The organism is Rhodococcus artemisiae (genome assembly GCF_036327795.1).
Classification (GTDB): domain Bacteria; phylum Actinomycetota; class Actinomycetes; order Mycobacteriales; family Mycobacteriaceae; genus Rhodococcus; species Rhodococcus artemisiae.
On record NZ_JAUTXY010000008.1, the window covers coordinates 39,704 to 53,584 of the forward strand.

At 64.9% G+C, this 13,881-nt stretch carries 14 protein-coding genes; 1 reads left to right on the forward strand and 13 read right to left on the reverse strand.

Features of this window, described 5'->3' with window-relative positions:
- Positions 1 to 5: 5 nt before the first annotated feature.
- Entirely contained in the window at positions 6 to 533 is a 528-nt protein-coding gene (locus tag Q7514_RS17590; protein WP_330134580.1) for a GNAT family N-acetyltransferase, read from the reverse strand.
- Between the two features lie 65 nt (positions 534 to 598).
- On the opposite strand from Q7514_RS17590, the gene deoC reads away from it, so the two are divergent.
- Positions 599 to 1,264 (forward strand): deoxyribose-phosphate aldolase, encoded by a 666-nt coding sequence (deoC, locus tag Q7514_RS17595; RefSeq protein WP_330134581.1) that lies wholly within the window; start codon positions 599 to 601, stop codon positions 1,262 to 1,264.
- A 33-nt stretch (positions 1,265 to 1,297) separates the two neighbouring features.
- On the opposite strand, the gene Q7514_RS17600 is transcribed toward deoC, so the two are convergent.
- From Q7514_RS17600 to Q7514_RS17655, 12 genes are all read right to left on the reverse strand, one after another.
- Positions 1,298 to 2,812, reverse strand: coding sequence for an ABC transporter substrate-binding protein (locus Q7514_RS17600; RefSeq protein WP_330134746.1), 1,515 nt, complete (start codon positions 2,810 to 2,812; stop codon positions 1,298 to 1,300).
- A 344-nt stretch (positions 2,813 to 3,156) separates the two neighbouring features.
- Positions 3,157 to 3,756 carry a TetR/AcrR family transcriptional regulator gene (locus tag Q7514_RS17605; protein WP_330134747.1) on the reverse strand — a complete coding sequence of 200 codons (600 nt, stop codon included), beginning with the start codon at positions 3,754 to 3,756 and terminating at the stop codon, positions 3,157 to 3,159.
- A 63-nt stretch (positions 3,757 to 3,819) separates the two neighbouring features.
- Positions 3,820 to 4,254 carry a nitroreductase family deazaflavin-dependent oxidoreductase gene (locus Q7514_RS17610; protein ID WP_330134582.1) on the reverse strand — a complete coding sequence of 145 codons (435 nt, stop codon included), beginning with the start codon at positions 4,252 to 4,254 and terminating at the stop codon, positions 3,820 to 3,822.
- A 7-nt stretch (positions 4,255 to 4,261) separates the two neighbouring features.
- Positions 4,262 to 5,518, reverse strand: coding sequence for a cytochrome P450 (locus Q7514_RS17615; protein WP_330134583.1), 1,257 nt, complete (start codon positions 5,516 to 5,518; stop codon positions 4,262 to 4,264).
- Positions 5,515 to 6,300 (reverse strand): SDR family NAD(P)-dependent oxidoreductase, encoded by a 786-nt coding sequence (locus Q7514_RS17620; protein ID WP_330134584.1) that lies wholly within the window; start codon positions 6,298 to 6,300, stop codon positions 5,515 to 5,517. Before Q7514_RS17620 ends, Q7514_RS17615 begins: the two co-directional genes overlap by 4 nt.
- 28 nt (positions 6,301 to 6,328) lie before the next feature.
- Positions 6,329 to 7,552, reverse strand: coding sequence for an amidohydrolase family protein (locus Q7514_RS17625; protein WP_330134585.1), 1,224 nt, complete (start codon positions 7,550 to 7,552; stop codon positions 6,329 to 6,331).
- Positions 7,549 to 9,018: an aldehyde dehydrogenase family protein gene (locus tag Q7514_RS17630; RefSeq protein WP_330134586.1), complete on the reverse strand. Its 1,470-nt coding sequence runs from the start codon at positions 9,016 to 9,018 to the stop codon at positions 7,549 to 7,551. The genes Q7514_RS17625 and Q7514_RS17630 overlap by 4 nt, the downstream gene beginning before the upstream one ends.
- Before the next feature lie 84 nt (positions 9,019 to 9,102).
- The gene (locus Q7514_RS17635) at positions 9,103 to 10,326 is read right to left on the reverse strand and encodes a thiolase C-terminal domain-containing protein (protein WP_330134587.1); all 1,224 of its coding nucleotides are present in this window, start codon (positions 10,324 to 10,326) and stop codon (positions 9,103 to 9,105) included.
- Positions 10,323 to 10,757 (reverse strand): Zn-ribbon domain-containing OB-fold protein, encoded by a 435-nt coding sequence (locus tag Q7514_RS17640; protein WP_330134588.1) that lies wholly within the window; start codon positions 10,755 to 10,757, stop codon positions 10,323 to 10,325. Before Q7514_RS17640 ends, Q7514_RS17635 begins: the two co-directional genes overlap by 4 nt.
- Positions 10,754 to 11,986, reverse strand: coding sequence for a CaiB/BaiF CoA transferase family protein (locus Q7514_RS17645; RefSeq protein WP_330134589.1), 1,233 nt, complete (start codon positions 11,984 to 11,986; stop codon positions 10,754 to 10,756). The genes Q7514_RS17640 and Q7514_RS17645 overlap by 4 nt, the downstream gene beginning before the upstream one ends.
- Positions 11,983 to 12,207 carry a ferredoxin gene (locus Q7514_RS17650; RefSeq protein WP_330134590.1) on the reverse strand — a complete coding sequence of 75 codons (225 nt, stop codon included), beginning with the start codon at positions 12,205 to 12,207 and terminating at the stop codon, positions 11,983 to 11,985. The genes Q7514_RS17645 and Q7514_RS17650 overlap by 4 nt, the downstream gene beginning before the upstream one ends.
- Positions 12,200 to 13,792 (reverse strand): AMP-binding protein, encoded by a 1,593-nt coding sequence (locus Q7514_RS17655; protein ID WP_330134591.1) that lies wholly within the window; start codon positions 13,790 to 13,792, stop codon positions 12,200 to 12,202. Before Q7514_RS17655 ends, Q7514_RS17650 begins: the two co-directional genes overlap by 8 nt.
- Positions 13,793 to 13,881 lie beyond the last annotated feature (89 nt).

The window sequence follows — 13,881 nt, forward strand, 5'->3', positions numbered from 1 at the left end:
TGAATCTAGCCGAGCTCGTAGAACGGTGGGGCGTACCGGAACATCCCCTTCGTGTCCGCGTCGTAGCAGCTCAGCGTGCGGGCCTGGAAATGCGGTGTAGCCCACGCCTCGACATCGGGCATGATCCCCAGCTCGGCCGCCGGGACGAAGCCGAACCGAGGGTAGTAGTCGAGATGACCGAGCAGGACCACGACGCTTTCATCGAGTGCATCGGCCGCGCCGAGAACCGCGTGCATCAACGCGGCGCCGGCGCCTGTGCCCTGCTGGTCGGGGCGGACCCCGATCGGGCCGAGCGCGAGCGCAGCGGAACCGTCGATGCTCGCGCGTGTCACGCACACGTGCCCGATGACGGTTCCGGTGGAGTCCTCCGCGACGAGTGACAATTGCGGTATCCAAGCGGGACCGGCGCGCAGTGCCACGACCAGGCCGGGTTCGACGGGCTCGTGACCGGCCGGTGTGGACGCCCGGAACGCGTCGTGATGGATCGTCGTGATGGTGTCGGCGTCGGACGGGAGTTCTCTGCGGATCAGCACGCTCGCAGTGTGCGCCGACGTCGTCGAGCCGGGCAAACGATTTTCACGTGTGGAAGGCTGGCGGCATGCCGGATTCCACGTTCTCCCGCTCACATGTTGCCTCGATGATCGACCACACCCTGCTCAAGCCCGAAGCGTCCGCGGCAGATGTGCAGGCACTCGTCGACGAAGCCCGGGATCTCGGTGTGTACGCGGTGTGTGTCTCACCGTCGATGTTGCCGGTGCGAGCGGACGGTGTGGTCGTCGCGACGGTGGTGGGCTTCCCGTCGGGTAAGCATCATTCGCTCATCAAGGGGGCAGAGGCGCGCCTCGCCGTCGAGCAGGGTGCCCGCGAGGTGGACATGGTCATCGACGTCGGAGCTGCGGTCGCGGGCGAGTACAACGCCGTGCTCGCCGACATCCTCACCGTCCGCGAGGCGATCGGGTTCGACGCGGTGCTCAAGGTGATCATCGAGTCGGCTGCGCTGTCGGACGAAGCGATCGTCGAGGTGTGCAGAGTGGCGGAGAAGGCCGGCGCGAACTTCGTCAAGACCTCCACCGGGTTTCATCCGGCCGGCGGTGCCTCGGAGCACGCGGTGCGGATCATGACGGAGACGGTCGGTGGCAGGCTCGGGGTCAAGGCGAGCGGCGGCATCCGCACCGCGGAGGCCGCGGTGCGGATGCTCGAAGCCGGAGCGACGCGGCTCGGACTGTCGGGGAGTCGCGCAGTGCTGGACGGGCTCCCGGGGTGACTCACCGTGTCGAAGGCACGTGGTGATCTCGGATCAGCCGATCCAGATCTCTTCCACCAGAGGTGAACCGAGAGTGTAGAGCTCGACGCCGTGGACGTCCTCGCCGTAGATGACCGCGGGTGTCGCCTTCGTGTAGAAGACGCCGACCGTCAGATCCGCGAGTCGATCCTCGACTGCGTTGTAGGCTTCGATACGTTCGTCCTGTGACGCGGACTCGCGCCCGCGGTCGAGTGCCTCGTCGAGTTCCGGGTCGTCGACGCCCATGAAGTTGCCGGGCGAGGTGGAGTGGAAGGCCGACCAGAGGCCGTAGTCGGGATCCTGGATGATCGCCGACGTGATCGACATGTCGAAGTCGCGTGCAGCGGTGCGCGCATGGGCGTTGGCGATATCGTGGATCTCGACCTTCACGTCGACGTTGTCGTAGGTGCTGAGCTGGGCTTGGACGGCTTCCGCGAGCGTCTTGCTCTCACTGGACGGATAGGACATGAACGTGAACGACACGGGTTTGCCCTCGGCGGCGAGCTCGTCGAACAGCTTCTGCGCTTCCTCGGCGTTCGTGTCGGGGAAGGGCTTGTCCTGGTAGTAGGGGGATTCCTCGGCGAACAGGGTTTCCGGCACCTCACCCTCGCCGTTGTAGACGATGAGGTTCAGATTGTCGGTGTCCAGCGCGAGCTGGACGGCCTGTCGGGCGCGGATGTCGTCGAACGGCGCCCGACGATTGTTCATCGCGATGATCTGGCCTCCGCCGGTGGGGACGACCTCGGTGTTCAGTCCCTGCGATTCGGCGGCGATGATGTTGTTGGCGCTGGACTCGGCGGCGAGATCTGCTGCGCCGGTAGTCATTGCGTTCATACGCTGGGTGGCCTCGTGCGCAGTGCGGATGGTGAGGGTGTCGAGATAGGGCTTGGGTGCGTCCCAGTAGTCGGGGTTCTTCTCCATCTCGATCTCACCCTGGCGTGTCCAGCGCACCACCTCGAACGGTCCGGCCCCCGCCGGGTCCTCGTCGAATGCAGTGGCTCCCTTCTCCAGTGCGGTGGGGGAGGCGATCCAGTTCAGCGACGTCGCAGCGATACCCTGTGCGAATTGGAGGTTCGGTGCGGCCAGGGTAACGCGGAGCGTCTCGGCGTCGACCACCTCGGTGTTCGCGATCGAACTGGCGACGCGGATCGCGGTGGAACCGGTCGCCGGATCCTTCAGGCGGTCCCAATTGTATTTCACGGCCGCGGCATCGAGGGGTGTGCCGTCGGTGAAGGTCAGGCCGGGCTGCACCTTCAGATCGAAAGTGGTCCCGCCGTCCGTGGTGGAGAAATCGGTGGCCATCTTGTATTCGATCTCGAAGTCTTCGGTGCTGTTGATCATGAGGGTGCCGTAGAGCGCATTCCCCAAGGGCGCCATGTGGGCCCACGTGTTCGACAGCTTTGCGGGATCGAGTGTCGGTGGTTCTGCGATCTCCAGGATCGTGGCGGAGCCGCCGGCGACGGGCTCGCCGTCGTCAGCGGAGGAACCCGAGTCGGAGGAGTCGGGACCGCCGCATGCGGCGACGAACATGAACAACGTGAGGGACAGTAATGCGGCCGGTAGCTTCCGTATTCGTCTGCGGCGGATCATCGACGACCTCTCGATCAGGTTGTGGGTTGGTAGATTTCGGCGAGCGCTGCTCGATGATTCTCGTGACGACACGGCAGTCGGCTGTGGACGTGCGCGACGAGACGGTCCGAGCGAAAGAGGTTGTCTCCGAATCGTGCACGGCAAAGAAGCTTTCCGTCATTCTCCACCTCGAGGGCTGCTCGCCGTGGGAATGACCTGCACCATATCTACAGTTGTGGTTGTGTGGCAAGAATCGAATTCGATTGAGCCTCAGCTCTATCGGTAGGACAGGTGGAGAGGGCGGATCAGCGCACCGTGCCACCGAGAGCGCGGAGGCAGAAATGCCACAGCTGCTCCTGGACCTCCGCGACGGTGCCTGCCGCGTACGCATAGTGGTGGTACACCGAGCGAGTGAGCTCGACGATGAACCATGCGTCCTGCTCCGTGTCGGTGGACGTCACCAGACCGGCATCCGCAGCTGCCCGGATCTCGGTGTGGATGAGCTCGACCAGGGGGCGGTCGGCCTCGGCGAGCTCCTTCGGGAATACACGATGCAACCGCCAATGGGTGGCGACGATGAACTGGGCCAGGGTGTAGCGTTCCGGGTCCCTCGACCGCCCACCCAACGAAGCAGTGATGTAGAACCGCAGTCGCTGCAGTGGGTCTGTGAGACCGTCGGCAGCGACGGTCATCTGTCGGCATGCGTCGCTGAGCCCGTCGCTGATGACGGCGAGGAGCAACTCGTCCTTGCTCGCGAAGTAGCGGTAGAAAGTCTGGAGGGCCACCCCGGCTTCCTTTGCGAGTTCCTGGGTGGTGAACGCGTCGCCTTTCGCCTCGACGAGGCGGTGTGCCGCGTCGAGAATCGCACGGATCTGATTCTCGACGCGCGAACGTGACCGTTGCACGGCCACCGATCGTTCGACCGCTCGTTCCTCAGCCCGGGACATGGTGTCTGATTCTAGACGTCGTCACGTAGGTGACAGGACCACGACCGGGATCTCCCGGTCGGTTCGGGACTGGTAGAGGTCGTAGTTCGGCCACGCTTCCGTGACGATCTTCCAGAGTCGGGGTTTCTCCTCGGGGGTGGCGGTCCGCGCCACCACCGACATCGTCCTGTCCTGTACCTGCACCTCGGCGTGTGGATCGGCCTGCAGGTTCACGTACCAGAGGGGGTGCTGCGGTGCCCCGCCCTTCGAAGCGACGACGAGGTAGTCGTCTCCGTCGCGGGCGAAGATCAGCGCGGACGTCTTCGGCTTGCCCGAACGCCGGCCTGTGACGGTGAGGAGGAGCGTCGGTACACCGTTCCAGATGTATCCTTCCTTTCCGCCGCTTTCGCGATAGACGCGGATGTGTTCGTCGCCTCGGAGGCTGATGTCCGTCTGTGTGTACTCGGTTTCTGCCATGGTCACCTCACTTCGTATCGAAGAGGACGGGAATCGCGGTGGCTCCGCGCTCGTACATCCCGACGAGTCGCGGCGGTTCGGCGGCCGGGTCGAGCCGAAGCCCGGGGAGCCGGTCGAGCAGAGCGTTGATTCCTACGGTCATCTCACCGCGTGCGACGTGCATACCCAGGCAGATATGGGCGCCCTGGCCGAATGCCAGCGTCGACTTCGTGGGCCGGGTGATGTCGTATTCGTCGGGTCGTTCCCATCGCTCGGGATCACGGTTCGCGGCAGCGACGCACAGGTGAACGACCGAACCCTTCGGAATGTCCTGACCGTAGAACTCGATGTCCTCGGTGACCCACCGCGAGAACATCGGGTCGGTGGGCATCCAGCGCAGGGTCTCCTCGATCGCCGCGCGCAACAGGGACCGGTCCTCGCGGACCTTGTCGAGCACATCCGGACGCTGAAGCAGTGCGGTGAGCGTGGTTCCCATCTGCTTCCAGGTGGTGCCCGATCCCGCGGCGAGCAGCAACAGTGAGAAGGTGTAGATCTCCTCATCCGAAAGGCGCTGTGTGGTACCGGATTCGTCGGTCCGCTCGGCCTGCACCAGAACACTGATCAAGTCGTCCTGCGGTTCTTCTCGCCGTGCCGCGACGATCGGAGCGAGGATGTCGATGATCTTCTGCTTGTCGCGGCTCAAGGCCTCACGAATGTCGAGCGCCTGCTCGATCGGCACACCGAAACTTCCCGTGATGGTGAGAACCGGTATGGCAGCGCAGAAGTCGACGTTGAGTTCGGCATGTCCGTCGTCGACGAACCCGTCGATCAGGAGTTGGACCGCTTCCTCGATCCAGTTCTGGATCCACCACTGTGCGTTCGACGGAAGGAATGACGGCTGGACCAGACTGCGGTACTGCCGGTGCTGCACTCCGCCCATCGACAACATGCTGTTGTGGACGAGCGAACCCGACTCGGGGTCGATGTCCACGGCTTCGGGAGACGACGCGAACACCCTCGGATTCCGGAAGGCTTCGTTGCAGGCCTCGAAACTGAACACTGAGAAGTGCTCGCGGTCGGGGTACGGGAGTCCCTGGAACATCAGCGGCTCCGATATTCCGGTGAGCTCGTGCACCGTGCCCGGGTGCACCGGCTTCTCGCTGCGGAGCCGATGCCAGATCGGATACGGATCCTCGGAGAACTTCCCGCCGGTGGCCTCGTTGTACGACCCTTGCAGGTCGAACAACTCGCGTACCCGGTCTCGGTCGAGCGATGTGGTTTTCATCGTGCGACGTACCCTCCATCGACGGGTAGGACGACACCGGTGACGTTCTTCGACATGTCGGATGCCAGATACAGAATCGCCTCCGCGCAGTCCTCGGCGGTGATGAACCGCCCGAGGGGATGCTGGGTGGCGATACGGTCGGTGACCTCGGGGCGTGCACCCATTTCCGGATCCAGTCCGCCCGCGGTCATGAATCCGGTCAGCGGCATCCCGGCGGGGGCGATGGCGTTGACCCGAATACCGTGAGGTGCGCCCTCGATCGCCACCGCGCGCGTCAACTGGTGTACGGCGCCCTTGGTAGCGCCGTACACCGAGCCGCCCCACGCGACGAGTCCGGCGACCGACCCGGTATTGACGATCGAACCGCCCGAACCCTGCTTCTTGAACTGCAGGACGGCATGCTTGCTCCCGAAGAAGACACCGCCCAGATTCACCGACACGAGGCGCTCGAAGTCCTCGCGGGTGTGCTCTTCGAAGGTTGCGCCCAGTCGTGGCGTGGGGATTCCGACATTGTTGACGAGGATGTCGAGGCGGCCGTACTGCTCGACCGCTGCGTTCACCATCGCTTCGATCCGGTCTTCGACCGACACATCCGTTGCGACGGCAGTCGCGGCGCCACCGGCAGCCTCGACGAGGCGGACGGTCTCCTTCGCCTGATCCACATCTATGTCGGCGCACACGACCTGTGCACCTTCTTCGGCGAGGCGCAGGGCGGTCGCGCGGCCCACTCCTGAGCCCGCGCCCGTCACGATGGCGGTTTTGTCCTCGAGCAATCGATTCATGACATATTCCTGTTCGGCCGCAGCAACGTCAGACACCGGCCAGGACCGGGGGCTGTGCCGGAGTGAAGCGGTACAGGCGCTCGGCGTTTCCGCGCAGAATCTTGTACTGCTGTTCGGTCGTCAGGTGCTCGATCTGCTTCTTGACCACCGAGATGCAGTTGGGCCAGGTGGAATCCGAGTGCGGGTAGTCGGTCTCGCACATGATGTTGTCCTCGCCGATCTCGGCGATGCTGGCGATCCCGTGGTGGTCCTCGATGAAGCAACCGAAGATGTGCTTGCGGAACACTTCCCGAACATCCAGTTCACCCAGATCCAGGTCGTTGTTGCCGTGGTCGCTCCACTGCGCACCACGCTGGATCCAGTAGCGCTGCTTGTCGAGCACCTGCTCGGCACGTTCGAGGAAGTACGGCACCCAGCCGATCTCACCCTCGGACAATGCAATCTTGAGGTTGGGGTAGCGCTGGAACATGCTGCTGAACAGCCACGTCAGCATCGCTCCCGACGTCCGTGTCGCGCCCCATGCCAAGTTGGCCAGGAACGGCGAATCCTTCGAGATCCGCGGCACCGTCGACGACGAGCCGACGTGCATCGAGACCACCATCTCGAGATCGTTCGCTGCGGCCATGACCGGATCCCAGTAGCGATCCTTGTCGTGAATGGTCGGCAGGCCGAGCGGTTCGGGGTTCTCCGAGAAGGCGAACGTCGTCGCACCCTTGGCCGCGCAGCGTTCCATCTCCTTGGCCGCGAGGATGGGATCCCACAGCGGGATGAGGATCAGCGGAATGAAGCGGCCCGGAGCGGCGCCCGCCCACTCTTCGAGATGCCAGTCGTTGTAGGCCTGCAGACAGGTGAATCCGAATTCGCGGTCGCTGGCCTCCATGAACATCTGGCCACAGAAGCGAGTGACTGTCGGGAACGACAGTGACGCGAGAATGCCCGCCTGGTTCATGTCCTCCACCCGGGCGAGCGGGTCGTAGCATCCGGGGCGCATCTCGTCGTAGTTGAGGGGTTCGGGGCTGAACTCCTCCTTGGACTTGCCGGCGACGGCGCTCAGACCGCTGCTCGGGAACTTCTTGCCGTCGTAGACCCAGACGTCCATTCCGGTCTTGTCGTCCTTGATCATGTGGGGTGCACGATCACGATCCTTCTTCGCGACGCGATCGACCCACAGGTTGGGCGGTTCGAGGATGTGGTCGTCGACCGAGACGAGCCAGTCCAGGTTGAGGTTCGTGGTGCCGTTCGATGTGGTCATTGCGCGAGCTCTCCAATCGACATGTGCTTGACTTCCTGGAATTCGCGGATGCCCTCGGGGCCACGTTCGCGTCCGAGTCCGCTCTGCTTGTAGCCCCCGCTGGGTGCGAGTGCGCTGAATACGGTGGTGTTGACATTGACGGCGCCCGCACGGATCCGGCGTGCCACCGCGACGGCGGTGGCGGTGTCGGCGCCGTAGACCTGACCGGACAGCCCGTAGACGCTGTCGTTGGCGATCCGCACCGCATCGTCGACGTCGCGGTAGCCGATCACCCCGAGAACGGGTCCGAAGATCTCCTCCTGCGCTGCCGGGTTGGAGTTGTTCGGCAGATCGAGGACGGTCGGCTCGAAGTAGTAACCCCGGTCGAGGCCTTCCGGTCGCTTGCCGCCGGCCCGGACCTTGGCGCCCTGCTCCTCCGCGAGTTGCACGAACCGCTCGCACTTGGATCGCTGTGCCGCGCTGATCACCGGACCCATCAGCGCGCTCGGATCGGTGGGGGACCCGACCTTGATCGAGTTGTACGCGGCAGCAACGCGTTCGAGTACCTCTTCCTTGTGCTCCTCCGGGACGAGCATGCGTGTCGCCGCGACGCAGGCCTGCCCTGCGGTGCGTGCCACGACGCCCATCGCGCCGATGCCGACCCGTGCGAGGGCGTCGGGCAGGTAGATCTGTGCGGATTTGCCGCCGAGTTCGAGAGAGAGTCGTTTCACCGTCGGCGCCGCCTGCGCGATGATGTTGCGTCCGGCCACGGTGGATCCGGTGAACGAGACCATATCGACCGCGGGATGGGTCGTCAGCAGTTGCGCACCCTCGGTGCCTTCCTCTGCCACCACACTCAGCACGCCGGGCGGCAGGCCTGCCGCGTCGGCTGCGTGCCCGAAGATCAGCGACGAGAGCGGAGTGAGCGGACTCGGTCGCAGGATCACCGAGTTGCCTGCCATGAGTGCGGGAATCAGCTTCTGCAGCGCCATGATCAGTGCCGCGTTGTACGGAGTGATCGCGGTGACCACCCCGACCGGTTCGTGCCGGAGGATGCTGAGTGCGACCCGCCCCCGTGTCAGGTCGTCGACCGGAACCGGGGTGGCCTCCTCGTGTCGCATCGACAGGTAGAGGTCGATCGTCTGCCGGGCGATGGATATTCCCGTGCGGCACTGGGTTTCGTCGGCGAACCGTGCGGGCTGTCCGGCCTCGGCGACCAGGGTGTCGACCAGCGTCTCGTGGTTCGCCTCGAGGTGGTCGATCAGTGTGTGCAGCACCTGGGCCCGGTCGCGGGGTGTGCGCTGCGCCCACACTCCGTCGTCGAAGGCGGACCGGGCGGCGAGGATCGCGCGCTCGACTTCGGCGACAGGTGTCGCGCTGACATCGGCCACGTGGGTTTCGTCGGCCGGATTCTCGACTGCGATGACCTGGTCGCCGGTGACCCATTGACCGGCCACATAGGTACGACGTTCGGTGAGGATACTCAAGTCGTCCCCCTTTTCCCTGTTAGTAGTAGAACATAGTTCTCGTTGGGGCAACAGCAAGATTGTGATTTTCTGGAAGATGTTGTGTCAGAAACGTTCGGCGGAGTACACCACGGCACCGCCGTAGTGCGGTGACGAATGGCAGGCGACAGCGGTTGTCATGCCTTCGAGCGCCCGAACACCTGCACGTCCGGAGAGTTGGAGGTAGCACTCGAGCATTTGCGGGACGCCGTGCATCCGGCCGTTGCCGAGCGCGCCGCCTCCGGACAGTGCGGGAATCGCACCGGGCCGGTCGCTGTCGATACCGCCTTCCTCGACGAATCGGTGGGCCTCGCCCGGTGGGCACAGGCCCAGGGATTCGAGCCAGAACCACACGAACGGGGAGAAGCCGTCGTAGACCTGGGGGAGGTCGATCTCTCCCATGCCGATCCCCGAGGATTCCTCCAGGCGGCGCACCAACTCGGTGCCGGCGCCGAGGATGTCGTCGAGCGGCCAGTGGAGGGGCAGTCGCCGTCGCGCGGGTATCCCGTTCGCGTATCCGGCGATGTACACCGGCGGGTGGGGGAGATCCTTCGCACGCTCGGCGCTCGTGAGCACGAATGCGGCGGCACCGTCGACCGGGATGTCGCAGTCGTATCTGCATACCGGATCGAACAGTGTTGGCGCGGAGAGATATTCGTCCCGGTCGAGCGGGCGGTCGTGCCAGTACGACCACGGGATCCGCGCACCGTTCTTCCGAGCCTCGGTCACCACCGCGGCCATGGACTCCGGTTTGGCGTCGTATCGCTGCAGATACTCGTTGTAGGGCAGGGCGATCATGGCCAGTGGTCCGAAGAAACCCTGCGGCGCTGTCCACTGTTGTGGACCGTGGACCTCCTGCATCGGATTGCCGTGATAGCTCCCCGTGGGATTGTGCAGCGCGCGGTGCACGATGACGTACTCGGCGGCACCGCTGGCAATTGCGTTGACGGCCATCGACACCGAGCCGGTCAGCTGGCCGATCCCGTCGAACCCCGCGACATAGCGTGGGGTGCCGCCGAGGCGCCCCGCCAGCCACGCGGACGACACCGTGCTGACACCGTCCTCTGCGACACGACCGCTCGCACTCGGCATCAGGCTCGAACTGACATAGCCGTCGATCTGTGCAAGCTCGAGTCCGGCATCTGCGACGGCTGCGCGGGCTGCGTCCACGGTCAGGGCGCCGAGTGTGCGACCGGCAGTGCGTCGAATGTCGCTCTGCGCGTAGCCGACGATCGCGACCTTGTTGCGAGCGAAGCCGCTGCTGTCGCTGTTACGCGAGAAGTCGCTCATGACGCGACCTCGAAGGCCGGCACCGATACCTCGGAGGTCAGCTGCTCGAACGCAGCGACGACCGGTGTCCCGATCCGGAGTTCGACGTCGGGACCGTCGAGCAACCGGCCGATCAAGCGGAGTTCGGGCTGCTCGGCGAGTTCGACGTCGACCAGCACGAACGGGAGGAGGTCGTCGAACCCGGGGAGGAACGATTGCCGCACGGTCGTCCACGACCGCACGGTGCCGCGCCCAATGACCGGAACGAACTCGAAACCTGGATCGGTGGATCCGCAAGTCGGGCACACACTGTCGGGCGGGTGGGCGAAGTTGCGGCACTGCCCGCAGCGTGCCAACTCGAGTCGGTGTTCCGCTGCGGCAGCCCAGTACGGAGCCGAGATGGAGTCGGGCACCGGCAGAGGCCGGTGGGTCTTCGCTTCGTGTGCCCTCACGGGATCACACCCTTGTCGGCGAGCGAGCCGATCCCTTCCCAGTCGTACCCGAGTTCGAGCAGCACGGCCTCGGTGTGCTCACCGTGTTCGGGCGCCCGTCGCAGGGCGGGAGGCTCCTGACCCAATTGCACCGGCACCGCGGGCAACCGGTAGCTGTGCCCGTCATCGAGACGAACTTCGCCGATGTACCTGTTTGCCGCTACCTGCGGATCGTCGATCACATCGTGCACCGACTGCACCGGGGCCCAGGGCGCGTCGAGTTCATGGAGAATCTGCTTCCACTCGTCCAACGTGTGCTTCGCGAAGATTCCGTCGAGCTCCTCGACGCACGCAGCACTGTTCTCTCGACGAGCGACCATATCCACGAATCGGGGGTCGTCGATGAGGTCGTCACGCCCGATGAGCCGGGCGAACGCCGGCCAATAGCGATCCCCCTGGAGGAACATCAACTGGATGTGCCGAAGGTCGCGGGTCCGGTATGTCCCCGTGAGCGGATTGACCTGCGGGCCACGGCCCGTCACCGAGGTCACGTCGCCGCCGTTGAGTGCGACGAGTAGGTCCGACGACAGCATCCACATAGCGGTGGCGAGTAGCGACACGTCGACTACGGTGCCCGTGTCGGTCTTCTCCCGTTCGTGTAGCGCAGTCGAGATTCCGAATGCCAGAGCCATCGCGCCGTTGCGGTCGCCCATCGCGCCACGCTGGCTGATGGGGTAGTCGCGTTCGGGGGGAGTGAGTGTGTGGCCGACTCCGCCCCGCGCCCAGAATGCGGAGCTGTCGTATCCGGGCTTGTCGGAATCGGGGCCGCGGGCACCGAACCCGTGTCCGCGCGCGTAGATCAGGCGCGGATAGCGCAGGCGCAGCGTCTCGGCGTCCAGTCCGAGTCTCGCGAGTGCGCCCGGGCGGAGGCTGGTGATGAACACGTCCGCAGAGGAGAGAAGCTCGTGCAGCACAGTGATGCCCTCGTCGGTCCGGACATCGAGGGCGATCGAGCGTTTGCCGCGGTTGGCCAGGGCCATCGAGAGGTTGGGGCCGCCACGGTCGGCGCCGATGCCCTGGGTAGCGAGGCCGCGGTACGGATCGCCGTCGGGCGGCTCGATGCGGACGACGTCGGCACCCCAGTCGGCGAGCAGGGCTGCGGCAACGGGTACGAACACCCATTGCGCAAGCTCGACCACGCGGACGCCGTCGAAAGCACGCGGCGCGGTGTTCGTTTCCTGCTCAATCATTGTTTCCCGCTCCCTACCGTGCGACGTGTGACGGTGATGGCGCCGGTGGGGCAACCGGACGCGGCGACCTCGACATCCGATACATCCGTCACGATCGGTGTGGTCACCTCGGCCGCGGCGTCGCTACCCATGGCGAAGGTGCCTGCGGCATAGGACACACAGACGCCCGACCCCATACAGATCTCACGATCGAGTTCGACCACGTACTGCTCTTCAGGCATGTGTCGTCTCCGGTACATCTTGTGGTGCAGCGTTCGCGACCAGCTTCCGAATTCGGTTCTTCTGGACCTTTCCCGACGCGGTACGTGGGAAGTCGTCCACCTGGTGCAGTTCTTCCGGCCACTTCTGCCGCGCCACGCCGGCGGCCGCAAAGTGCGCTTTGACTTCGCCTAGGGTCGGCATCGCCTGTCCGTCCTTGAGTCGCAGGACCGCTGCCACACGCTCGCCGAGGCGGGTGTCCGGTGCCGCGACGACGATGGCCTCGGCGATCTGATCCATGGTGAGCAGTGTGTCCTCGACCGCTGCTGCGCCGATGTTCTCGCCTCCGCGAATGATGAGGTCGGACATGCGGTCGGTGATGGTCAGATAACCGTCGTCGTCGATCGCTCCGACATCGCCGGTGTGGTACCAGCCCTCGTCGTCGAATGCGCGCGCGGTCAGAGATGTATCGGTGTAGCCGAGGCACAGATCGGGGCCGCGGCTGACGATCTCACCGTCCTCGGTCAGCCGGATCTCGACGCCCGGGCGTGGGCAACCGTCGGTGAGAAGCCGTTTGGCTTCCGGTGCGGTGATGGAGGATCCGGTGATGGAGGGGTGTTCGGTGCTCCCGTACGAACGGGTGACGACGAGACCGAGATCGGTCAGCCGGCGAGGAACGGACGCCGGCACGGTGGAACCGCCGAGCCCGATCGGGCCGAAGAAGCGCAGATGGTCGGGCCCGAAATCGGGATGGTCGAGCAGGCTGGTGACGAAATACGGTGGGCCACCACCGATCGCGACGCCGTCGGAGTCCATGAGCGAGATGACCCGGGTGGGGTTCCACTCGTCGCACATGTCGGCGGGAATCGCGTCGAGGACCGGGAACAGGACCGCGCCCAGCATCCCGATGAAATGGCCTACCGGCAGGGCGGTGAGCTGACGCCCTCGACCGGGTTCGTAGTTCGACATCAGTTGTCGCGTCTCGCAGATGAGCGTCTGGTGGGTGTGGATGACGCCCTTGGGGTTTCGGGTGGTTCCCGAGGTGTACGCGATGAGCGCGGGAGCGGCAGCGTCCACCTCGACGACGCCGTGCAACGGCTCGTCGGCGAGCAGATCGTCGAAATCACGTCCTACCACGCCGACGATCGGCACATGTGCGCTGGTGTCCGGCGTGTGCGTCATGCGGCCGAACTGTGCGGCCGTGATGAACACGCGCGGCTCGGAATCGTCGAGAATGAAGCCGAGTTCCTTCGGACCGTAGAAATGTACGATCGGAACCGTCACTGCACCCAGGAGGGCGGATGCCCAGAAGGTTGCGGCTGCTTCCATCCAGTTCGGCAATTGCATTGCAATGACATCACCGGGGCCGACACCTCTGGCTTTCAGGCCTGCGGCGAGTCTGCGTGCGACAACTTCGACCTCGGCGAAGGTCCCCTCGTACGGGCGAACAGCGGAATGCACGTGAAATCCCATGGCGGGGTGCTTCTTCAGTCCGTCTGCGAGTATTTCTCCGAGCGTTTCGCCGGTCCACCACCCCTGTTCTTCGTAGTAGCTGCGCAGGGATGGGGGGACTTCGCGGACAATCGAGCTCAGTCGATTCGTAACCAACGTTTTCACAACACCTTTCGCAGATGCACAGTCGATATCAGCGCGCGGCGAAGAGGGGGCTGTTGCCGCTGGTGCGCAATAGATGCATG